General features: G+C 71.2%; 21 protein-coding genes and 1 pseudogene. 6 read left to right on the forward strand and 16 right to left on the reverse strand.

Annotated elements, in window-relative coordinates; all coding sequences use genetic code 11:
* Positions 1–54: 54 nt before the first annotated feature.
* From VFL28_00650 to VFL28_00660, 3 genes are all read right to left on the reverse strand, one after another.
* Positions 55–261, reverse strand: a complete 207-nt coding sequence (locus VFL28_00650; GenBank protein HET7263148.1) for a cold-shock protein — start codon at positions 259–261, stop codon at positions 55–57.
* Positions 262–389: 128 nt separating this feature from the next.
* Positions 390–1,340, reverse strand: a complete 951-nt coding sequence (locus VFL28_00655) for a 2-dehydropantoate 2-reductase (GenBank protein HET7263149.1) — start codon at positions 1,338–1,340, stop codon at positions 390–392.
* Between the two features lie 2 nt (positions 1,341–1,342).
* The gene (locus VFL28_00660; protein HET7263150.1) at positions 1,343–2,281 is read right to left on the reverse strand and encodes an MBL fold metallo-hydrolase; all 939 of its coding nucleotides are present in this window, start codon (positions 2,279–2,281) and stop codon (positions 1,343–1,345) included.
* 284 nt (positions 2,282–2,565) lie between these two features.
* Here VFL28_00660 and VFL28_00665 point away from each other — a divergent pair, with 284 nt between their 5' ends.
* Genes VFL28_00665 through VFL28_00680 form a run of 4 tightly spaced genes read left to right on the forward strand, consistent with a single transcriptional unit; the run spans position 2,566 to position 6,251 of the window.
* Positions 2,566–3,087, forward strand: coding sequence for a hypothetical protein (locus tag VFL28_00665; protein ID HET7263151.1), 522 nt, complete (start codon positions 2,566–2,568; stop codon positions 3,085–3,087).
* A 26-nt stretch (positions 3,088–3,113) separates the two neighbouring features.
* The gene (locus VFL28_00670) at positions 3,114–5,081 is read left to right on the forward strand and encodes a CopD family protein (protein ID HET7263152.1); all 1,968 of its coding nucleotides are present in this window, start codon (positions 3,114–3,116) and stop codon (positions 5,079–5,081) included.
* Positions 5,078–5,482 (forward strand): hypothetical protein, encoded by a 405-nt coding sequence (locus VFL28_00675; protein HET7263153.1) that lies wholly within the window; start codon positions 5,078–5,080, stop codon positions 5,480–5,482. Before VFL28_00670 ends, VFL28_00675 begins: the two co-directional genes overlap by 4 nt.
* A 31-nt stretch (positions 5,483–5,513) precedes the next feature.
* Positions 5,514–6,251 carry a hypothetical protein gene (locus tag VFL28_00680; protein ID HET7263154.1) on the forward strand — a complete coding sequence of 246 codons (738 nt, stop codon included), beginning with the start codon at positions 5,514–5,516 and terminating at the stop codon, positions 6,249–6,251.
* On the opposite strand, the gene VFL28_00685 is transcribed toward VFL28_00680, so the two are convergent.
* The 3 genes from VFL28_00685 to VFL28_00695 are packed head-to-tail and all read right to left on the reverse strand — an operon-like array spanning position 6,204 to position 9,536.
* Positions 6,204–7,244, reverse strand: coding sequence for an amidohydrolase family protein (locus tag VFL28_00685; GenBank protein ID HET7263155.1), 1,041 nt, complete (start codon positions 7,242–7,244; stop codon positions 6,204–6,206). The two genes, VFL28_00680 and VFL28_00685, sit on opposite strands and share 48 nt — an antisense overlap.
* Positions 7,241–8,599: a Xaa-Pro peptidase family protein gene (locus tag VFL28_00690; protein ID HET7263156.1), complete on the reverse strand. Its 1,359-nt coding sequence runs from the start codon at positions 8,597–8,599 to the stop codon at positions 7,241–7,243. Before VFL28_00690 ends, VFL28_00685 begins: the two co-directional genes overlap by 4 nt.
* Positions 8,589–9,536, reverse strand: coding sequence for an NAD(P)-dependent oxidoreductase (locus VFL28_00695; GenBank protein HET7263157.1), 948 nt, complete (start codon positions 9,534–9,536; stop codon positions 8,589–8,591). Before VFL28_00695 ends, VFL28_00690 begins: the two co-directional genes overlap by 11 nt.
* 49 nt (positions 9,537–9,585) lie before the next feature.
* Here VFL28_00695 and VFL28_00700 point away from each other — a divergent pair, with 49 nt between their 5' ends.
* A complete protein-coding gene (locus VFL28_00700; GenBank protein HET7263158.1) occupies positions 9,586–10,128 on the forward strand; it encodes a CPBP family intramembrane glutamic endopeptidase in 543 nt (180 codons plus the stop codon).
* Between the two features lie 7 nt (positions 10,129–10,135).
* On the forward strand, positions 10,136–10,876 hold the full coding sequence (locus tag VFL28_00705; protein HET7263159.1) for a hypothetical protein: 741 nt from the start codon (positions 10,136–10,138) through the stop codon (positions 10,874–10,876).
* Between the two features lie 4 nt (positions 10,877–10,880).
* Here the strand turns inward: VFL28_00705 and VFL28_00710 are convergent, their stop codons facing one another.
* The 10 genes and pseudogenes from VFL28_00710 to VFL28_00755 all read right to left on the reverse strand — a co-directional run bounded on the left by VFL28_00710 (position 10,881) and on the right by VFL28_00755 (position 20,433).
* The gene (locus tag VFL28_00710; GenBank protein HET7263160.1) at positions 10,881–12,161 is read right to left on the reverse strand and encodes a M24 family metallopeptidase; all 1,281 of its coding nucleotides are present in this window, start codon (positions 12,159–12,161) and stop codon (positions 10,881–10,883) included.
* 49 nt (positions 12,162–12,210) lie between these two features.
* Positions 12,211–13,044: an ABC transporter permease gene (locus VFL28_00715; GenBank protein HET7263161.1), complete on the reverse strand. Its 834-nt coding sequence runs from the start codon at positions 13,042–13,044 to the stop codon at positions 12,211–12,213.
* Positions 13,041–13,802: an ABC transporter ATP-binding protein gene (locus VFL28_00720; GenBank protein HET7263162.1), complete on the reverse strand. Its 762-nt coding sequence runs from the start codon at positions 13,800–13,802 to the stop codon at positions 13,041–13,043. Before VFL28_00720 ends, VFL28_00715 begins: the two co-directional genes overlap by 4 nt.
* A complete protein-coding gene (locus VFL28_00725; GenBank protein ID HET7263163.1) occupies positions 13,799–14,881 on the reverse strand; it encodes an alpha/beta hydrolase in 1,083 nt (360 codons plus the stop codon). Before VFL28_00725 ends, VFL28_00720 begins: the two co-directional genes overlap by 4 nt.
* 18 nt (positions 14,882–14,899) lie before the next feature.
* Positions 14,900–15,943, reverse strand: coding sequence for an ABC transporter substrate-binding protein (locus VFL28_00730; GenBank protein HET7263164.1), 1,044 nt, complete (start codon positions 15,941–15,943; stop codon positions 14,900–14,902).
* Positions 15,940–18,309 carry a xanthine dehydrogenase family protein molybdopterin-binding subunit gene (locus tag VFL28_00735; GenBank protein HET7263165.1) on the reverse strand — a complete coding sequence of 790 codons (2,370 nt, stop codon included), beginning with the start codon at positions 18,307–18,309 and terminating at the stop codon, positions 15,940–15,942. The genes VFL28_00730 and VFL28_00735 overlap by 4 nt, the downstream gene beginning before the upstream one ends.
* Positions 18,310–18,376: 67 nt before the next feature.
* Positions 18,377–19,102, reverse strand: coding sequence for a cytochrome c biogenesis protein CcdA (locus VFL28_00740; GenBank protein ID HET7263166.1), 726 nt, complete (start codon positions 19,100–19,102; stop codon positions 18,377–18,379).
* A 12-nt stretch (positions 19,103–19,114) separates the two neighbouring features.
* Positions 19,115–19,408 (reverse strand): annotated as a pseudogene (locus VFL28_00745) (redoxin family protein).
* 12 nt (positions 19,409–19,420) lie between these two features.
* Complete coding sequence (locus tag VFL28_00750) at positions 19,421–19,630, reverse strand: redoxin domain-containing protein (GenBank protein HET7263167.1); 210 nt, start codon at positions 19,628–19,630, stop codon at positions 19,421–19,423.
* An 8-nt stretch (positions 19,631–19,638) separates the two neighbouring features.
* A complete protein-coding gene (locus VFL28_00755) occupies positions 19,639–20,433 on the reverse strand; it encodes an enoyl-CoA hydratase (protein ID HET7263168.1) in 795 nt (264 codons plus the stop codon).
* Positions 20,434–20,539: the final 106 nt, after the last annotated feature.

Below are 20,539 nucleotides of genomic sequence, written 5' to 3' on the forward strand. Positions count from 1 at the left end.
GCCGGCGCCGGCCGTCCCCGTCATCGCGGTCAGTTGGAGGGCAGCGTCGCCGCCTCAGCGGGCAACGCGCACGTTGGACGCCTGCGGTCCTTTGCGGCCCTGTGTCTCCTCGTACTCGACCTTGTCACCCTCGTTCAGGCTCTTGTAGCCGTCGATCTGAATCGCGCTGTAGTGAACGAACAGGTCTTTTCCGCCCGTCTCCGGCGTGATGAACCCGTATCCCTTCTCCGCGCTGAACCACTTCACCGTCCCAACCGGCATCCCGTTCCCACCTCGGTCCCGTGCCGTGCTATCAACCGACTTCTTCAGCCTGCCGATGCACGTTTGAGTATGCCACAGCAGTTTTTTCGCGCGCAAGGCCCGCGCAACTCCGCCGCGCGGGCGCGGATTTAGCCGTCATCATGCGACGGCGCCGGGATCGCCGGCGGCCCGTTCTCAAACGGGCGCAGCGCGGCGTAGATCGTCCAGGTGACCGGCACCGGCACCTCGCGCGCGCGGCCGAGGCGCACCATGGTGCCGTTGAGCGTCTCGAGCTCGAGGCGGCGTCCTTCGAGCAGGTCCAACGCCATCGAGCCGCGCATCCACGGCTCGAGCTTCGCCATGAACCCGAGCGTCTGCTCGGTGAAGCGCGCGGCCACGTGGATTCCTTCCGCCTTCGCGACGGCGACGCCCTCGTCGAGCGTCGCGCGCAGCAGTCCCGTGGTCTCGCGATCCGCGAAGATCGGCCCCGCCGGCAGGCGCGTCAGCGCGGTGACCCCGCTCGCAGAGCAGATGAAGATGAACTTCTCCCACAACGCCACTTTGACGTCGGACCGCGCCTCGATCGCGATGCCGGCGGCCTGGAACGCCTTCGCCAGCGACGCGCTGCGCGCGCTTTCGCCGCCCGCCATTTCCCCGAAGATCAGCCTGCCCGGGCCGCCCGCCTGTACCACGACGCCGGGCTCTTGAATGAAGGCGGAGACCTGCGCGGCCAGGCCGAGGACGTGCTCCGGACCGGCGGCCGCGGCGATCCGGTCCTCGTTGTCGATGCCGTTCTGCATCGACATGATCACCGTCTGAGGCCCGACGAGCGACCGCAGCGCCGGCAGCACCGCGTCCATGCTATAGGTCTTGACGCACACCAGGACGAGGTCCACCGGGCCGATCGACCGGATGTCGTCGGTGGCGGCGGCCCGGACGGTGAAGTTGCCGGCGAGGCGCGAGTTGACCGTCAGGCCGTTCGCGCGAATCGCGTCGAGGTGCGGGCCTCGTGCGACGAAGATGACCTCGTGTCCCGCGCGCGCGAGGAGCCCGCCGAAGTAGCCGCCGGTGCCGCCGGTGCCGAGGACCGCGACCCGCATGCTCAACGCACCCGCACGCCGGACGGCGTCAGAAGATACGTATCACCGGGCCTGGGGTCGAACGCCCGCACCCGTCCCCGCAGAGCCGGCCGCGCGTTGACCGCGTCGACGAAAGCGCGCCCGCGGCGGTCCGCGGGCATGAACGACGCGTGGTGCTGCGGGAAGACCGCGACGAGGTCCGGGTTGTCGGCGCGCAGGAGTTCGGCGGCGATCGCCGCCTCGTCCGGCAGCATCCCGGAGGCGATCGGCAGCAGCGCGACTTGCGGCCGGTAGAGCCGGCCGTACAGCTGCAGGTCCATCGTGAGGGCGGTGCTGCCGGCGTGGTAAATGCGCACGCCGTTCTCCAGCGTGACGATGAAGCCGAGCGCGGGACCGCCATACACGGCGGCTGGAACGCCGGGCAGCGCCGGTGCGCCGGACCCGTGGATCGAGTTGACGACCTGGATCTTGATGCCGTCGATGTCCCAGCGCGAGCCTGGTCCGCTCCGCAAGATCTTCGCCGTGTCGACGCCGCGGCCCACCATCCACTGCGCGAGCTCGAACGTCGTCACGACGCTCGCGCCGGTCTTGCGCGCGATTTCCACAGTCATGCCCTGGTCGTCGGCGTGGCCGTCCGCGGCGAGGATAAGGTCGGCCTTGTCGATGTCTTCGAGGCTGACCGGGGACTCCTGATTTCGGAACGCCGCCCGCGGGTCGTTGAGCGCGGGGTTGAAGAGGAGCACCCGGCCGCGCGGGGTCGTGACCCGGAAGAACTGCCACCCGAGCCACTCCAGCTTGGCGGGCGGCGCGGCGGACTGCGCCTCCGCCGCTTTCGGCCGCGCGTAGTCCGCGACCGCGGTCGCGGCGCTTCGGAGCGCGTCCGGCCACGCGAGCGAGGTCACGAGCAGGGCCGTCGCCGTCACGGCCCAGAGCATCATCGGCAGGAACAGGTATCGGCGCATCAATTTCCTCCTTGGCGACATTGCGGCATGGCGCCGCGGCATATTATCGTGAGGGTTGTTTGTAACGATTCTTCGCCGGCGCGCGATCCCCGCTCTCCAGACCGTCTGAACGGAACGCGCGCCCCGGAATCGCCTATAATGAACCGGGCGACCGGAGACCAAGGGGGACCATGCGGCAGCACGCACCGGGTTGGGCAATCACGACGGCGGCCGTCCTTGGGTTGTTGAGCTGGGTAACGATGCCCGCTTTGGCCCACGAGCATCGCACAGCGGGAACCGTCGCCATGACGGTAGGATGGGGCGACGAGCCCGCGTACACCGGTATGAAGAACACGGTGCAGGTTATCCTCGCCGATAAAGCCGGCAAACCGATCGAGGACGTTACCGACACCCTCAAGGTGGAGGTTCGCTTCGGATCCCAGCTCAGCGGGCCGCTCGACATCGAGCGCGCCTTCGGGCGGACCTTCGGGCGGCCGGGCGACTACCGGGCGCAGATCGTGCCCACCCGGCCGGGCACCTATTCGTTCCACTTCACCGGTACGGTGGACAACCAGAAGATCGACGAGACGTTTACATCGTCAGACAAGACGTTCGACGATGTCCGGGAGGCGACCGCGATCGAGTTCCCCGCCAAAGATCCGTCCACGGCGGACCTCAACGGCTTGGTCCAGCGGCTCGGTCCCCGCGTCGGCGAGGCCGCATCGGCTGCGGGCCGTGCCGTCACCGTCGGGACAATCGGGCTGATCGCCGGCCTTGTGGGCATCGCCGTCGGCCTGGGCGCGATGCGGCGGAAGCGGCCCGGATAACGGCGAAGTCGTCGGGCATCGAAACGTTGCGGCCCGCGCCATCCGCACTGCACCGCCTGATCGGCGCGCTCCTCAGCCTGCTCGCGGTGACGTTTCTGTCGCACCCCGCGTGGGCCCACGCGCTGCTGCGCCAGTCGGACCCCGTGTCCGGGGCAGTGCTGCGGCGGGCCCCCGGCTTTACGACGCTTACGTTCACCGAGGAGCCTGAACCGGCGCTTTCGACGATCCAGGTCGTCGACGCGAACGGCCGGACGGTCAGCGGCGCACCGGCGACGCCGGTCTCGGGCAACCCTCTGGTCCTCCGTGTCCCGGTCCACGCGTCGGGCAACGGCGTCTACACGGTGTCGTGGCGGACGGTCTCCAGGGTCGACGGGCACACCACAGGCGGTACCTTTGCGTTCGGGGTCGGCGTTTCCGCGGCCGCCGCGGTGCTGCCCGCGTCGGCCGGATCCCCGCCCTCCGCCGCCTCGATTGTGTCGCGCTGGGCCTTCTACCTCGGTCTTTCCGGCATCATGGGTGCGGCGTGGGTCTGGACGATCGCTGCGCCGGCCGCGGCCACGGGCTCCCTGCGATATGTTTGGCTTTCATGCGCGACGGCGCTTCTCGCGGTCGCCGGGATCGGTCTCGCGCAGGCGCAGGCCGCCGGCACGGGCATCGGCCGGCTGCTCGCCACGTCGCTCGGCACGTCTCTCGCGCTTCGCGCCGGGCCCATCCTCCTCGCGGGGCTCGCCCTGGCCGCGGCGGCGCCGCGCCCCTCCGCACGACGGTGGGGGCTGGCGGCCGCGGGCGTGTGCGCCGCGGCCGCCATGCTGGTTCACGTCACCGCGGGACACGCGGGAGCCACCCTCGGTCCGCTCCGGCCCGTGAACATCGCCGTACAGTGGCTGCACTTCGTCGGCATCACCGTTTGGCTGGGGGGACTCGCGGCCCTGCTGGCAATAGGGACCCGTGTGCCGGCCGGTCAGGTCGCGGCGGCGGCGCGGCGATTCTCGACGGTCGCGGGGATCGCCATTCTCTCGGTGGCCGTCACCGGCGCGCTGCGGGCAATCGACAACGTCGGCGCGTGGGACGCCCTCCTCTCGACGGACTACGGACGCCTCATCGTCGTCAAGGCGGCGCTTCTGCTCAGTCTGGCCGGCCTCGGCTGGGTGAACCGGTACCGCGCGATCCCGCGCCTGCCGGACACGGCCGGTCTGCTCCGAAAAGTGGCCGCGATGGAACTCGCGGTCGGCGCGGTCGTGCTGTTGCTGACCGGACTGCTCACGGGCCTCGCGCCGGCACGCCAGGCCGCCGAGGCCGCGGCCGCCGCCCGACCGCTCACGATCACCGGAAACGACTTCGCCACGTCCGTGCGCGTCCGGCTCGAGATCGCGCCCGGTTTTCCGGGCGCCAACCATTTCACCCTGCGCGCGGCGGACTACGACACCGGGCGGCCCGTCGCGGCGGACCGCGTCAGCCTGAGCTTCCGAAGTGTCGCGCGCCCCGATCTCGGCGTTTCCACCCTCGACCTGCGCACCGCGGGCGCCGGGGTGTACACTGGCGACGGCGCGAACCTGTCGCTCGGCGGCCCGTGGACCGTCGCCGCACTCCTGCAGCGCGCCGCGACCGCGGTGGAAGTGCCGCTCGCTGTCACGCCGAAGGCACGGCCCCAGACTATTCGCGAAATTCGTGCGCCGGGCCAGCCGACGCTGTACACCATCGACCTCGGGGGAGGCATCGTGCTCAACTCGTACCTCGATCCCGGCCGGCCGGGATTCAACGAAGTGCACGCGACGTTCATCGCGCCGAACGGCGGGGAACTGCCCGTACCGCAGTCCATTACCATTCTGGCCGCACGCGCGGGCGGCGCGCGGCAGAGCGTGCCGGTGCGGCGGTTCAGCGCCGGACACTTCATTGGAGATGCGCAGCTCGGCGCGGGCGGGTGGCGGTTCGAGTTCTACGGCACCGCCCAAGACGGAACGGTGCTCGACGCGCAACTCGACGTCACGCTATGACGCGGGCGATACTCGTCCTGGTCGCAATGTTCGTACTGGCGGCCTGCGGGCCGCGCGCGCAGAACGCCCCGTCCGGCCCGTCCTCGCGGCGCCCGCGCTCCACCGCCACGCTGTCCATTCTGAAACCGGCGCCGGGCACGACGGTGTCGAGCAGAAAGCTTGAAGTACAACTGCGGCTGACGGGCGCGACCATCACACCGGAAACCTCGACCAATCTGAAGCCCGACCGAGGACATATACACCTGATCCTCGACGGCCGCGTCGTGTCGATGACCTACGGCCTCGATCAGGTCGTCCCGGTGACGGCGGGCGATCATCTGCTGCAGGCCGAGTTCGTAGCGACGGACCACTTTCCGTTCAATCCGCGCGTCGTGACGAGTGCGACGTTCACCGTCAAGTGACCCAGTAACAGAGAAACGCCGCGGTGCCGCCGTGCGCGCGGCCGCGGGAGCCGCCGCCGCCGGAATCCTCGGCGCCGGGCTGCTGGTCGCCGCCGCGCTGGGCCGGACGGGCCCGACCTGGCTGGCACGAGGTCTTTACGATGGCGTCGTGCCGCTCCCGCCGTACCAGTGGGTGCACCCGCCACGCGAACTGGCGCAGGACAATCGCCCGCCCCAGCCGAGCCGGGCCACCCGCGACCTGGACGCCTCCGGAAAGTCTCCGGGCGCCGTCGCCACCGGCGACGCCCAGTGCACGGTCATCCTTAACGACGGGGCACTCGCCGCGGGGCCCTTCGGCCGGACCGTCACCGTGACGATCACCCCGCTCGATCCCGCCTCGATCGGCCCGCCGCCGCCGGGCATGCGGTTCGACGGGAACGCCTGCCGGTTCGGGGCCGTCTTGGGACAGAGCGGCGCCGTCCCGCAGTTCAAGCGTCCGGTAACGATCGTGCTGCGATACGCCACCGGCGGCAGCGGGATCGTTCGGGCGTTGCCCGGCGCGGCGCCGGTCTGGCAGCTCACCCGGTCCGTGCAGTACGCGGGCCACCTGCACCTGCTGGTCGGGGACGTCACGGCGTTGGGAACGTTCGCACCTGTGGCGCCCGCCGGAACTCCCTACGCGCAGAGGACGCCGTGGCTCGCGTACGTGGCCGTCGCGGGGGCGGTTGCGGTTTTCGTCGGGCTACTCTGGCTGAGGCGAAAACCGCCGCGCCCGGCAGGCGCCGCCTGACAGCAGCTGGTCCGCGGTTCCGCCCAGCACCCGCCGTTCGTCGTCGGGGCTGATGTGCGCCGCCCGCACCTGGTCGGCCGGGCGCTCCACCCCCATGTCAAACGGATAGTCGGAACCCATCACGACGTGATCGGCGCCGGCGTACTCGACGAGCTGCCGCAAGAGGGTGACGTCGTGCACGATCGTGTCGTAGTAGAACCGTCGCAGCGATTCGTCCGGCGGCATCTCGAGGCGCGCCCGCGCGGCCGGAACTTCCTCGTATGCGTGGCGGAGACGGCCCCGCAGCGCGAGCACCGCGCCGCCGCCGTGCGCGAGCACGATGCGGAGGCTGGGGAACGACTCCAGCAGTCCGCCCATGACGAGGTCGGCCGCCGTGATCGTGGTCTCGAGCGGGTTGCCGACCGCGTTGCCGAGGTGATGGCGGCTGAACGCCGGATTGTCGAAGCCCCGCGTCGTCGGATGGATGAACACGACCGATCCGAGCGCGGCCGCGGCCTCCCAGAACGGCCGGAAGCGATCGTCGCCGAGGTAAGCGCCGCGGACGCTCGCGGCGATCTCGACGCCGGCGAGGCCGAGGTTCGCGACGGCTTCCAGCTCGCGGGCGGCCAGCTCGGGGTCCTGCAGCGGCACCGTCCCGAGCGCCGCGACGCGCCCCGAATGCGCGCGCACGAGCGAGGCGAGCGCGGCGTTCTGGATGCCGCCCGACTCCAACGCGTCGTGCGGGTCTGCGTCGTAGCGCAGAAGCCCCACGAACGGACAGAGCACCACCCGATCGCTGCCGGCCGCGGCGGTTTCGGCGAGCAGACCCTCCGGGTTCACGAACTCATGGCGGACCGAACGGACCTCCACGCCGCCGATCTCGATGCGCTGCCGGTCGCCGTCTCGCGCAACTGTGGGCCGCCACGGCTCCGGGCCGCGGTCGCGCGTGATCTGCGGGACGATGATGTGGACGTGCGCGTCGACGACGGGCGCGTCAGTCCGCCGCGCGGTCATCGGCGGCCGGGCGCGCCTCCGCCCTCGGAGCGCGCGCCGGCGACGACCCGCTCGGCCGGAGACGGCGCCGCGGCGCCGCGGTTCATGTTAGACTGCGCCTCGCGCGTCGACTCGAGCGGCCCCGTCGCGGTCCAGTAGCGCGTGCCGGCGACGAGGAGCTTCTCCGCCGGGAAGCGGGTGATGACCTCGCAGCCGTCCTTGGTCACGACCAACTGCTCCTCGATCCGGGCCGCCGACCAGCCGTCGGCGGCCGGCCAGAAGGTCTCGAGCGCGAACACCATCCCCTCTTCGATCACCTCGGGGTGGTCCAACGAGACGAGCCGGCTGAAGATCGGCTTCTCCCAGATCGAGAGCCCGACGCCGTGGCCGTATTGGAGCGCGAACGCCGCCTCTTCGTCGGCAAACCCGAACTCCTCCGCCTTCGGCCACACGCGAACGACGTCGGCGGTCGTCACGCCCGGGCGGATCAAGGCGAGCGCCGCGTCGAGGTAGTCGCGGCAGCGGCGGTAGGCGTCGACCATCGCGGGCGAAGCGCTGCCGACGCAGAACGTCCGGTAGTAGCAGGTCCGGTAGCCGTTGTAGGCGTGGAGGATGTCGAAGTACGCCGGGTCGCCCGGGCGCAGCACGCGGTCGGTGTAGACGTGCGGATGCGGGCTGCACCGCTCGCCGGAGATCGCGTTCACGCCCTCGACGTGCTCGGAGCCGAGGTCGTAGAGCACCTTCGCGACGAGCCCCACGCATTCGTTCTCCCGCATTCCGGGCCGGAGCGCCCCGTACAGCTGCTCGTATGCCGCGTCGACCATCATCACCGCGGTCGCGATCAACGTGATCTCGTCGACGGTCTTGATCTTGCGGACGTCCTGCATCAGCGTCTGCCCGTCGACGATGCGCAGCCCCTCCGCCTGCAGCGCAAACAGCACCTGGGGTTCGATGATGTCCACGGCCAGCGGCTGCCGGTGCAGGCCCCTCGCCTCCAACTCGGTGCGGATCTTCTTCGCGACGTCGCGCGCGCTCTCAGGATACGCGCCGCGGAGCGTCGAGATGCCGGCGCGCGACCGCTCGCCGAGCCACGGGCAGTACAGCCGGTGGTGCCGCGCCGCGGAGCCGAAGTCCCAGAGGATCGGCTCGTCCCCGCGGGGGAGCAGTGCGAAGCGCACGAGCTTGTCGATCGCCCACGTGCCGATGTGCGTCGCTGTGATGTATCGGATGTTGTTCATATCGAAGCAGAGCAGCGCCCCGCAGTCGGACGCGTCGAGGCGGCGCTTGACCCGCGCGAGCCGCTCGGTGCGCAGTCGTTCGTAGTTGACGCGCTCCTCCCAGTCGACCGTCTGCAGGCCGAACGTCTTAATCCCCATCGCCGCCCTCCCCGCCGCCCTCCGCCGCCCGCCGGTCTGCGCCGCGCGCCGGCGGGCGCGCCTCCACCCCGGCCATCTCCGCCAGGACGTCAAACATCGCCGCGAAGTCCTGCTCCGCGAGGCCCATGGCACGCGCCGCGGTCAGCCATTCGTTGGCCACCGCCGTCGTAGGCAGCGGCACGCCGAGCACACGGCCCATCTCCGCCGCGAGCACCAAGTCCTTCTGCATCATCGTACAGTCGAACCACGCCTCCGCCGGCATCTCGAGGACGAAGGGCCCGCGGTACTTGAGCATCGGCGAGGCGATCGCGCTGTTGAGCAGCACGTGGACCGCGGTCTTCCGGGCGATGCCGCCCTTCTCCGCGAGCAGCACCGCTTCGCAGAAGGCCAGCACCTGCGCGCCGAGATTGAGGTTGGTGGCGACCTTCATCAGCGCCGCTTGGCCGTTCTCGCCGACGTGCGTCACAACCGGGCCGATCGCGAGCAGGACCGGACGCACCCGCTCGACGACCTCCCGATCGCCGCCGACCATGATCGAGAGTCGGCCTTCCTCCAATGTCACGAGGCTGCCCGAGACCGGCGCGTCGAGCATCGCCGCGCCCCGCTCCCGCACCCTCGCGGCGAGCTCGCGGCTGATGCGCGGGCTCACGGTGCTCATGTCGACGTAGACCTTGCCGGGACCCAGGCCGGCGAGAATGCCGTCGGGTCCCTCGGTGACCGCGCGAAGCGCGCCGGTATCCGTGACCATCGAAAACGTGATCTCCGCCGTGGCGGCGACGGCTCGCGGAGCCGGCGCGAGCGTGAGACCGGCCTGCTCGAGCCACCGGGCCTTGGCGGCCGTGCGGTTGAAGCCCGTGACCGTGTGGCCCGCGTCCAACAGGCGCTTCGCGATGCGGCCGCCCATGGCGCCGAGGCCCACGAATCCGAGGTATGCCACTCCCGCCTCCCATTTCGCGAACGCGACAAGCGGAGTCCGGCGCCGCGGCGTGGTATTCCCTTACTCGTTGGACGTCCTCCTACCTCTCGTCGCGGGATTTCTCGGCAGCGCGGCGCTCGCGCTGCGTCCGCCGGCCACCGTCGCCTCGCTTGCGATTACCCTCGCGACCGGCGTAATCGGCGGCGCCACACCGGTGCCGCGGGCGCCACGCGGGGACGGCGCGCGGCTGTCGTGGCTCGCCGTGGCGGCAGTCGGGATCGCGGCCTTCGCCGCGGCCCGCGCGCTGCAGCATCCCCTGGCGCCGAAGATGACGCCGCTCCTCGTCGCCGCGACCGCGGCCGCCGGCGTCGCCGAAGAATTGCTGTTCCGCCGGCTGCTCTATGGCGCGCTCGCGGTGTACGGCGCCGCGCTCGCCGTCGGCGGATCCGCGGCGGTCTTCGCCGCGGTTCACGTGCCGGCGTACGGCGTCGCCGCGTTCCCGGTGGATCTCGCGGCCGGCCTCGTCTTCGGATGGCAGCGCTGGGCGTCCGGCACCTGGACGGCCTCGGCCGCCACTCATGCCGCCGCAAATCTGATCCAGGCCGCGTGGTGAGCGCCCCGTGGTAATCATCGGGCGCGCGCGCTTGACGGCCGCGGCGTGGGGAATCGCCGCGGCCGCCGTGTACCTGGTGGCCGCCCCGCTCGCGTGGCACCACGTCCCGGCGCGGCTGCTCTACGAAGGCGAAGCTCCGCCGGCTCCGTATCACTGGATCGCCCCGCCGCCCGACCTCGCGCGGGACAACCAGCCGCCGACGGGTGGAACGGGACAGATCGGCCTCAACCCCACCGGCTCCGGATCCGCCTCGATCCTGACCGACGACGCGCAGGCCGGCATCATCTTCCCGCACGATTCGGTGGCGCCGAGGCCCGGTGTCACCGCCGCAATCGTGCGGATCACGGCGGTCGACCCGGCGAAGGTCGCGCCGCCGCCCCCCGGCCTCGTCTTCGACGGCAACGCCTACCGCGTGGACGCGGCCTATCAGAATGACGGCGCGATCGTGCTGCGGCGCCCCGTCACGCCTGTGCTGCGCTATCCCCGGCACGCCACCGTGCTGCTGCGGTGGAGCGACGGGGCGTGGACGGCGCTCGACAGCAAGCGCGTCCCGGCGGCGTTGCAGATCTTCGCGGCCTCAGACCGCTTGGGGGTGTTCGTGGCGGCCGGCCCGGGGGGCGGCGGGTCATCCCGGGCGGTCTACGCGATCGGGGCGGCGGCCGCGCTGCTCGCCGCGGCGGCGGTCATCTGGATGATCAGACCGAACCGGCGTAAGGGTACGCGGCGCGGCGACGGTCCGACCGCCTGAACCGTCAGCTCCCGGCGACGAGGAGATCCTCGGGGAGCCCGGCGGTCACGTGTTCGCGCCCGGTCTCGGTCAAGAGGAATGTGTGGCCGTAGAAGAGCCCGAGCAGTCCGTCCGGCGTGATGGGGTTCGGCTCGAGCATCAGCTCCATGCCCGGCCGCATCACCCGATCGGCCGGCTCGGCGTGCACGCCGTCGACGCGCACGTCCGGATGGTGGCTCGTGAGATCGATCCCGTGCATCACGATCGGCCGCGACTGGTAGCCGCGCTCGCGGAAGACCGCCGTCTTCCGCTGCATCGCCTCGAAGGTGTTGCCCGGCCGCAGCTCCTCTGCGAGCAGATCGAACCCCGGGCGCACCACCTCGTCCCACATCGCCCGCACGCGGTCGGTCGGCCGGCCGACGCAGATCGGGATCCCGATCTGCGCGGTGTAGCCCTCGTAGCCTGCGGCGAGCTCGTTCAGGATAAGATCGCCCGGACGGAGCCGCCGCCCCGACGGCCGCGGATTGCCGAAGACCATGCTCGGCGCGTCCATCGGCGTGCTGCCGATGATGAGGAAATCGAGTTCGCCGCCGCCGGCGAGGATCGCCGACGCGGCGGCCGCTTTCAGTTCGTACTCGGCGACGCCTGGCCGCGCCGCGGCGCGGACGGCGCGCAGCGCCGCGACGCAGAGCGCGCCGGCCCGGCGGACGCGCGTCTGTTCTTCCGTGCTCTTCACGACGAGCAACTCGTGAAAGAAGTCGCCTACCAGCTCGAGCCGGGCGTCCGGCAGCTCCGCGGCCAGACGCCGGTATTGGTTGTACGGCAGGTAATCGCCGTATCGCGGATCGATCACCGCGATGCCGATCCGGCCACCGGCGTGTCCCCGCTCCTTCGCCACGGCCGCCAGCGCCTCGCCGAACTGGCCGCCCGGCGCCGGACGCACGTCGCGCACGGCGACCGCGCGGCGCGTCGCTTCGATGTGCGTGCCGCCCATCCCGTACACGAGCGCCGGCTCGCCCTCGCGCGGCACGTAGAGATAGACCGAGAGCGCGTGCCATTCGCGGTGATTGCTGAGCCAGAAGACCCCGGCGCCGTAGCTCCAGTGGTTGGGCCCGCCGCAGGCGATGAGCCCGTCGAGAGCGAGGCGAGCCATCTTGTCGCGGGTCGCGGCGAGGCGGCGCGCGTGCTCCGCGTCGGAGAACCGCTCGTACACCGCGTCGGCGTAGTACGGCGTGCCCGTGAGGCGGCCGAAGTTCGCGCCGCTGTCGAGGGCGCCGCGCGCCGATTCGAAGTCGCGGGATGACACCGCAGTCGACCTCCTCTCTGCTCCGGGCGGCCGGGACGTCCTGCCGCGGTCAGTCGTCCCGCCCGGCGAACTGCCAGGGCGCGATCCGCACCTCGACCCAGCGCAGCGCCTGAACCAACGTCACCCCGGTGATCGAAAGGATCACCACCGGCACCAGCAGGCGGTCGATCTGGAGGTTCTGGGCATAGCGGACGATGAGGTAGCCGACGCCCGAGACGGAGGTGTACAGGTCGGCAATCACCATCCCGATGAGCGCGCGGCCGAGGGCGAGCCGCACGCCCGCCACGATGAACGGCAGCGCCGACGGCAGGATCACGTCACCCCACAGCGCCCGCTCCGAGGTGCGAAACGAGCGCGCGACCTCCAGGAGGCGCGCGTCCACCCCCCGGACGCCCTGGTAGGTATTCAGCAGCACCGGAAAGACCGCGAACAAGAAGATCACGACGGTCTTGCCGGCGTCGCCGAAGCCGGCCCAGATCACGACGAGTGGAATCAGCGCGACCATCGGCGTCGAGTACAGCGCGATCACGAACGGCTCGAGCGAGAGGTCGAGCAGGCGCACGCGCGCGATCAACACCCCGGCCGCGATGCCGACGACGGTGCCGAGGAGCATGCCGGCCCCCGCGACGCGGAAGCTCAGGCTGAGGTACGGCCACAGCTCGCCGGAGACGACCATCTGCGCGCCGGCCGCGATAATCCGCGACGGCGGCGCGAAGAGCAGCGGGCTCATCTCGCGGGCGCCTACCTCCCAGATCGCGAGCACGGCACAGACCGACGCCACGCGGACGATCGCGTCCTGCAGCCGCCGGCGCCGCCGGAGGCGCGACGCCGCGGCCTGTACCGCCCGTTGCTGCGACGACAGCACCGCCGCCTGGCCGTTCACTGGATCTCCTGCCGCAGCAGGTCCCACACCCGTGACCGCAGGGCGCCGAACGCGGGGTCGGCGCGGACCGCGGCCAGGGCACGGGGCCGTGGAAACGGGACCGGCAGCACATCGCGCACCCGCGCCGGACGGGATGTCAGTACGATGACGCGGTCGCCGAGCAGCAGGGCCTCGTCAATGCTGTGCGTCACGAACACGATCGTCTTGCGCTCCTGGTCGAGGATGCGCAGCATCTCTTCCTGCAGGATCTCGCGGGTCTGTGCGTCGAGGGCCGCGAACGGCTCGTCCATCAGCAGCACCTCTGGTTCGATCGCGAGCGCCCGCGCGAGCCCGACGCGCTGCTGCATGCCGCCGGAGAGTTGATACGGGTAGTACGGCGCGAACGTCTGGAGCCCGACCAGCGTGAGCGCACGCCGTACGCGGCCGTCGGCTTCCGTTCGGGAGACGCGGGCCAAGCGGAGCCCGTAGGCCACGTTGGCCTCGACCGTCTTCCAGGGGAAGAGGCCGAAGTGCTGAAAGACCATCGCCATGCGCGACGGCGGCGCCGTGACCGGCGTCCCGTCGAAGAGGATGCGGCCCGCCGACAGCGGCACCAGGCCGTCGATGCACCGCAAGAGGGTCGTCTTTCCGCAGCCGCTCGGTCCGACGATGCAGAGAATCTCGTTGTCGTAGACGTCGAACGAGAGGTCCTCGAACGCGCTGACGGTGCCGCCCGCGAACATCCGGCACGCCCTCTCGATCCGAATCTTGGGCGTCACCGCAGCTGTTCCGCCATGAAATCCGCGACGAGCGGCCGGTATTTGTAGGTGATGTTGTTGCAGACGTGGTTGCCGTCGGGGTACAGCACCCACCGCTTGGGCCCCGCCGCGCGCTCGTACGTGCGGTACGCGTCTTCGGGCGGGATCAAGGTGTCTTGCGCGCCGTGTACGACGAGGAGCGGCGCCGTGATGCGCGCCGCGCAGTCGGCGAGCGTGGCGCCCCGGCTGCGGGCCTCCAGTTCCGCGTGATCACGCGCCCCCCAGACGTGCAGCCACCGCGCGAGATGCGGCCCGCGGTGCAGGCGGCCTTCCTCCAGGCTGTGCAGGCCGCCGCACGACGCCACGGCGCGGAGGCGCGGCTCGAACGCGGCGCACCGAGGCGCAAGGTAGCCGCCGAGGCTGACGCCGCAGACGCCGACCCGCGTGCCGTCGACGTCGCCGCGCCCGAGCAGGTAGTCGATCGCCGCCGTCGCCGTGACCTCCCAATCGGCGCGCATCTTCATGCGGTACCACGTCTCGCCCTGGCCCGGCCCGTCGAGGGTGAGCGTCGCGAGGCCCCGCCGCAGGAAAAACCGCTCGAAGGTGGCGTGCTCTTCTTTGATCGAGTCGAGCCCGGAGAGAAACAAGACGACGGGCGGCCTGGAGTCCCCTCCGGGGGCCGCGCCGGCGGGGTCCACGCGCGGGCGACGCAGATAGCCCGGAATCCGGACCGTCTCGAGGGGAAACTCGACGCGCTCGGCCGGCGGATCGAGCCAGGGCAGCGCGCGCCGGTAGCAGTCCACGCAGCGCTCGTGGCCGTGAGTGTACTCATCCAGGTTCTCCGTCCAGCTGAAAACGGCGAAATGGTAGGCGATCGCGGCCCGGTAGTACGCCTCCCCCGCGGTGAGACCGAATCCGCCGATCTCGGCGTCGCGGGCCAGCCGCTCGTGGCCGCCGGCCAGATCCATCCACGCTCCGTACCACTGGTCCCAGGTCTCGAGCCCGCCGACGACGCGACGGTAGTCGCTCGGATCCACGCCGTTGGCGACGAGCCGCGGCTCCCAGACGCGGCCGACGTAGCGGACCCGCTCGTCAGGCATGGCGGGTGGCGGCGGCGGCTACTCGCAGCCCTCGGGAACCGGGACCGCGCCGCCGGCCTTGGCGAGCGCCTCGTTGGCGAGACCCGCGTCGACGATCTGACTCGCCGGGTAGACGTTCCGGAGGTTGCCGCCGGCGTGCTCGAACTGCGTGGTCCAGTCGATGCGCCTCGAGTCGAGCCCGAGGTTGCGCGCCCAGATGCAGCCGGTGACGACTTTCCCGTACGCGTACGCGACGTCCTCGGCGTCTTCGTGCGTGATGTCGGTCAGCGCCTTGATCGTCTCCGCGCGGTGCGCGTAGGCATACCGCACGGCGAGAATCGTCGCCGCGGCCAGGTTGACGACCGCCTGCCGGTGAGCCTGCACCCACGGGCGAAGCCCGCAGTAGGCGTTGTACTCGTAATCGGGCAGCGCCTTGTAGAGATCGTACAGAACGTGGAAACCCCGCTGGGTGCGCAGCACCTTGCTCGCCTGCTCCAGATGGAAGAGCGCGGTGTCGTTCTGGCCGGTCACGAGCGCCGGCACGCGCCCGGCGGTGGTCGTCGGGACCATCGTCACGTCTTCGGCCCGCAGGCCCGCCTTCGCGAGGATCGCGCGGTTCATGCGATCGATGATGCCCCCGGGCGCGCCCGAGAGCCCCATCTTCCGCCCCTTGAGGTCTCCCAGCGTCTTGATGCTGTCGCGCGCCACGAGCACGAAGTCGGTCCGGGGAGCCGGCGCATAGAACATCGAGATCTGGACCCCGTTGCCGTTCGCGACCTGGCAATCGATGAGACCGACGTTGATGCCGCCGGCGATCGCCGCGGTGAGCGCGCGCGTCGAGCCGTCGAAGTCGAGCACCGACAGGTCCACGCTGAATTTGTCCATGAACCCGAACGCCTTCGCCAGCTCGACCGGCGCGTGGACCACGTTCGGCGGCGCCGTCGGCTGGCCGAAGACGATCTTGTCGTGCGGCCCGGCGGGCGGGAACTGGGGTGCCGCCGGAGCGGCAAGACCCGAGGGCGCCGCGCCGGCCACGGCGAGCGCGGCGACGGCGAGCGCCGCGGAGAGCAGTCGGGGTCTCATCGCTCACCGCCTTTCGCATCACGAATCGCCCGCCACAGCCGCTCCGGCCGCAGCGGCAGGTCGAGGTGCGTGATCCCGAGCGGCGCGAGCGCGTCCATGACGGCGTTGGCCACCGCGGGCGGGGCCGCGATCGAGCCCGCCTCCCCGACGCCCTTCGCGCCGAGCGGGTTCCAGGGCGAGGGCGTTTCGACGAAGACGCCGTGCACGGACGGCGTGTTTGCCGCCCGCGGCATCGCGTACTCGCCGAACGTCGTCGTCAGCGGCTGACCCGCCTCGTCGTAGACCGCTTCCTCGAGGAAGACTTCGCCGACGCCCTGCGCGACGGCGCCGACGACCTGCGCCTCGGCGAGAAACGGATTGACGATGCGGCCGCCGTCGTCGACCGCGACCAGCGACAGGATTCGCGCGGCCCCCGTCTCCGCCTCGACCTCGACCACGGCGACGTAGGCGCCAGACGGAAAGACCGGACTCGGCAGGGCGAACGTCGCCGATGCGTCGAGCCCCAGCTCCATGTCGCGCGGCAGGCGTCCCGGCTGGTACGCGGCCGCCGCCACCTCCGCGAACGAGACGCCGCGCGCGGCCGCGCCGCGAACCGCATACCGGTCGCCGTCGCGAACGAGGTCGGTCGGCGCGGCCTCAAGCAGGTGCGCCGCGATCCGCGCGGCCTTCTCCTGGATCTTCTGCGCGGCGACCCACAGCGCCGACCCGCCGCAGGTGATCGACCGGCTGCCGAACGTGCCCACGCCGCGGGGCACGACCGCGGAATCCCCGTGCTCGACCGTGATCCGGTCCGGCGGCACGCCGAGCGCGTCCGCGGCGATCTGGGCGAACGTCGTCTCGTGCCCCTGGCCGTGCGGGGTCGAGCCCATGCGCGCGACGACACGGCCGTCAGGCGAGACGGTGATCGCCGCGGCCTCCCACAGGCCCGTACCGGCGCGTTCGACGTACGCCGCGATGCCGATGCCGAGAAGGCGTCCCTCGGCGCGCGCGCGCTCCTGCTCCTTCCGCCAGCGCCCGTAGCCGATCGCCTCGAGCCCGCGCTCGAGGCAGAGCTCGAACCGTCCGGAATCGTACACCCACCCGAGCGGCGTGCGGTACGGGAACCGATCGGCGGCGATGAAGTTGCGCCGGCGAATCTCGGCAGGATCCAGTCCCGTCGCATGCGCCGCGAGATCTACCAGCCGCTCCATCATATACACGGCTTCCGGGCGGCCCGCGCCCCGATACGGCCCCGTCGGGGGTTTCGTCGTGGCGACGCCGATCAGCTCGACGTCCGCAGCCGGCGTGGTGTACGTGTTGATGATGAGGATCGCCGCGGTGAGCGGGACCGTCGTCGTCGCGGGATACATGTACGCGCCGAGGTCGGCGAGGATGCGCGCGCGCAATCCGAGAAACCGGCCGTCCTTGTCCACGGCCAGCTCCGCGTCCGCGTCGATGCCGCGCGCCTGATAATTCGAGAGGAAGTTCTCGCGCCTGGTCTCCATCCACTTGACCGGCCGGCCGAGGTCCATCGCCAGCAGCGCCGCGACCGCCACCTCCGGCGCCGGACTGCCCTTGACGCCGAAGCCGCCGCCGACCTCCGGCACGATGACGCGCAGCCGGTCCTCCGGACGGCGCAGTACCCGGCTCAGCTGGGCGAGCGGGCGGTGCGGATCCTGCGTCGAGCACCACACGGTCAGCACGTCGGTGCCGGGATCGTAGGCCGCGGCCCCTCCCCGCGGCTCCATCGGCGCCCCGACCATCCGGGGAATCTCGAAGCGCGCGCGCACCACGTACGCGGCCGACGCGATCGCTTCGTCCACGTCGCCGTGGCTCCGCCGCCAGCGGAGCAGCGCGTTGTCCGGCGCGGCCGCGTGGACCGCGACGGCGCCGCCGAGGGCGGCCCGCACGTCGGTCACCGCGGGCAGCTCATCGTACTCCACCTCGACGAGCGCGGCCGCGTCAAGCGCCGCCGCCGGCGTCTCTGCGGCGACCGCCGCGACGGGCTCCCCGGCGTACCGGACCACGCCGTCGGCCAGAATCCGCAGCGGCGCAGGCGTGACCTTCGCGCCCTCGGCGACGTTGATGGGGAACGCCTCCGTCCGGCCGACGACGTCGGCGCCCGTGACCGCGGCGACGACTCCGGGCGCGCGCCGCGCCGCGTCGGTCGAGATGCGGCGGATGCGAGCGTGCGCGACGGGGCTGCGCACGACGGCAAGGTATACGACGCCCGGCAGCGCGAGGTCGTCGACGTAGCGGGCGACGCCGCGGATCGGCCGCAGCGTCTCGTGCGGACGCACGCTCTTCCCGATCCACGGCGCGGACAGCGCCTGCGGTGCGGCCGGAGCGTGCGGTGTGGCCGTACCGGCCGAGTGATCGTCGGTCACCGCAGACCCCCTTTTGTCGCGCAGATCGATACAGGCTTAGGCTACGGAACGGCGGCGGGCGAGTCCTTTACAGCGCGGGTCGGACCGGAAACACCTGAAGAATCCAGGCGTTGAGACGGTAGATCCAGTCGAAGAGAAGCGCCGCGCCCATCACGACCAGGAACGCGCCACCCGTGACCTCGATCGCGTGTGCGTAGCGCCTGATCGCACGGAGCGCGCCGAAAGCTCTCGTGAGCAGCGCGGCGGTGACGAGAAACGGCAGGCCGAGGCCGAGCGAGTACGCGAACAGCAGCAGGGCACCGTCGGCCGCGCGCGCCGTCGTCGCCGCGAGCGTCAGGATCGCGCCGAGGACCGGTCCGACGCACGGCGTCCACGCAAACCCGAACGCCATGCCCACGAGCACGATCCCGGCCAGCCCGGCCGGCCGGGCCGAGAACGCGAAGCGCCGTTCGCGGGAGAGCCCGGGGATCCGCAGCACCCCCAGCATGACGAGACCGAACAGAATGACGATCGCGCCGCCGATCCGGCCGAGCAGCTCCCGGTTGCCGAGAATGAACCCGCCGGCGAGAGACGCGGACGCCCCGAGTCCGGTAAACACGAGGGAGAAGCCAAACACGAAGAGCAGCGTCGCCCCGACGACGCGCCAGACGTGCCGTCGCCGTTCGGCCGCCTCGACCTCGAGCAGCGAGACGCCCGACACGAACGATAGGTAGCCCGGGATGAGCGGCACGATGCACGGCGAGAAGAAGCCGAGCACGCCGGCGGCGAACGCGATCACGAGCGAGAGATGCACCGGGTCTCCGCGCTACCGATTCGCCAGCGCGTCGATGGCCGTTCGCAGTTCCGCCTCGCCCGCCGGCCCGTACCCCGCGCGAACGACCGTCCCGGCCCGCGAGATCACGGCCCAGTACGGCTGGTAGGTGAAGCCGTACGACTTGGCGACGCGCTCGTCCCCGTCGTACGCGTTCGGAAACGACAGGTGATACCGCTTCACGAACGCCTCGCAGGACGCGCGCCCGGCGAGCAGTCCGATGCCCAAGAGCGCCACGCCCTTCGCCCTGGCCTCACCGTCCGCGCGCTCCCACCCGGGGGCGTCTCCGTTGCAGGTGGGTCACCACGGCGCCCAAAACAGCAGGATGACGGGCTTTCCTTTAAATGACGCGAGGCTGACGGACCCGCCGCCGAGCAGGGGCAACTGAAAGTCGGGCGCCCGAACCGGAGCCGCCTGGGCGATTTCGGGGGCGGACGGCGCGCCCGGAGCGACGCCAATCAGGATGCTCGCCGCCAGCGCGATCGCAAGTGGAGCAAGCCGGGACGGCACGACGGCTCCTAGTGACGCCAGCGGGGCGGGCGTTTTTCGAGGAAGGCCCGCATCCCCTCTTGCGCGTCCGGCGCCAGCGCGTTCTCCACCATCACCTTTTGGGCGACGGCGTAGGCCTCTGGCCGGTCCTTGGAGAGCTGCTGGTAGAAGCCGCGCTTGCCGATCGCGAGCGTATACGAGCTGGCGGCGATCACCTGGGCAGCGAGGGCCATCGTCTCTGCCTCAAGCCGGTCGGTCGGGACGATGCGGTTGACGAGGTCCGCGCGCCGGGCGTCCTCGGCGCTGATGGGCGTCCCCGTCAGCAGCATCTCCATCGCCTTCCGCGGACCAACCGCCCGTGCGACGGCCACGCCGGGCGTGGTGCAGAACAGACCGTTCTTGACTCCCGGCGTGGCGAACGTAGCGTCCTCGGAGGCGACGACGAGATCGCAGGTCGCGACGAGTTGGCAGCCGGCGGCGGTGGCGAGGGCGTGCACCTGGGCGATCACCGGCTTGGGCAACGTCCGGATCGTCTCCATGACGCCGGTGCAGACGTCGAACAGCGAGGCGACGTCGGCCTCGGGCTGGCCCACGAGTTCGCGCAGGTCGTGGCCGGAGCTGAACACCGGGCCCACCGCGCGAATGACGACGGCGCGCACCCGGTCGTCGTCGGCGGCCCGGTCGAGGGACCGCTGCAACTCCTGAAGCATCGCGCGCGACAGGGCGTTGCGGCGCTCCGGATGGTTGAGGGTAAGCACGGCGACGTTCTCTTTGACCTCATACAGGAGAAGCGGTTTCTGCTGCTGCTCTACCGGCGCGCTCATCCTCATCACCCCTCCGAAGACTACACTCCGGAGACTACAACGGATGCGCAAGGCCATTCCTTCCTGTTGAGAGTGCCCAAAAACGTGGCCGGCGGGCGCTCCGGGA

Source organism: bacterium (assembly GCA_035691305.1).
Taxonomy (GTDB): Bacteria; Sysuimicrobiota; Sysuimicrobiia; order Sysuimicrobiales; family Segetimicrobiaceae; genus DASSJF01.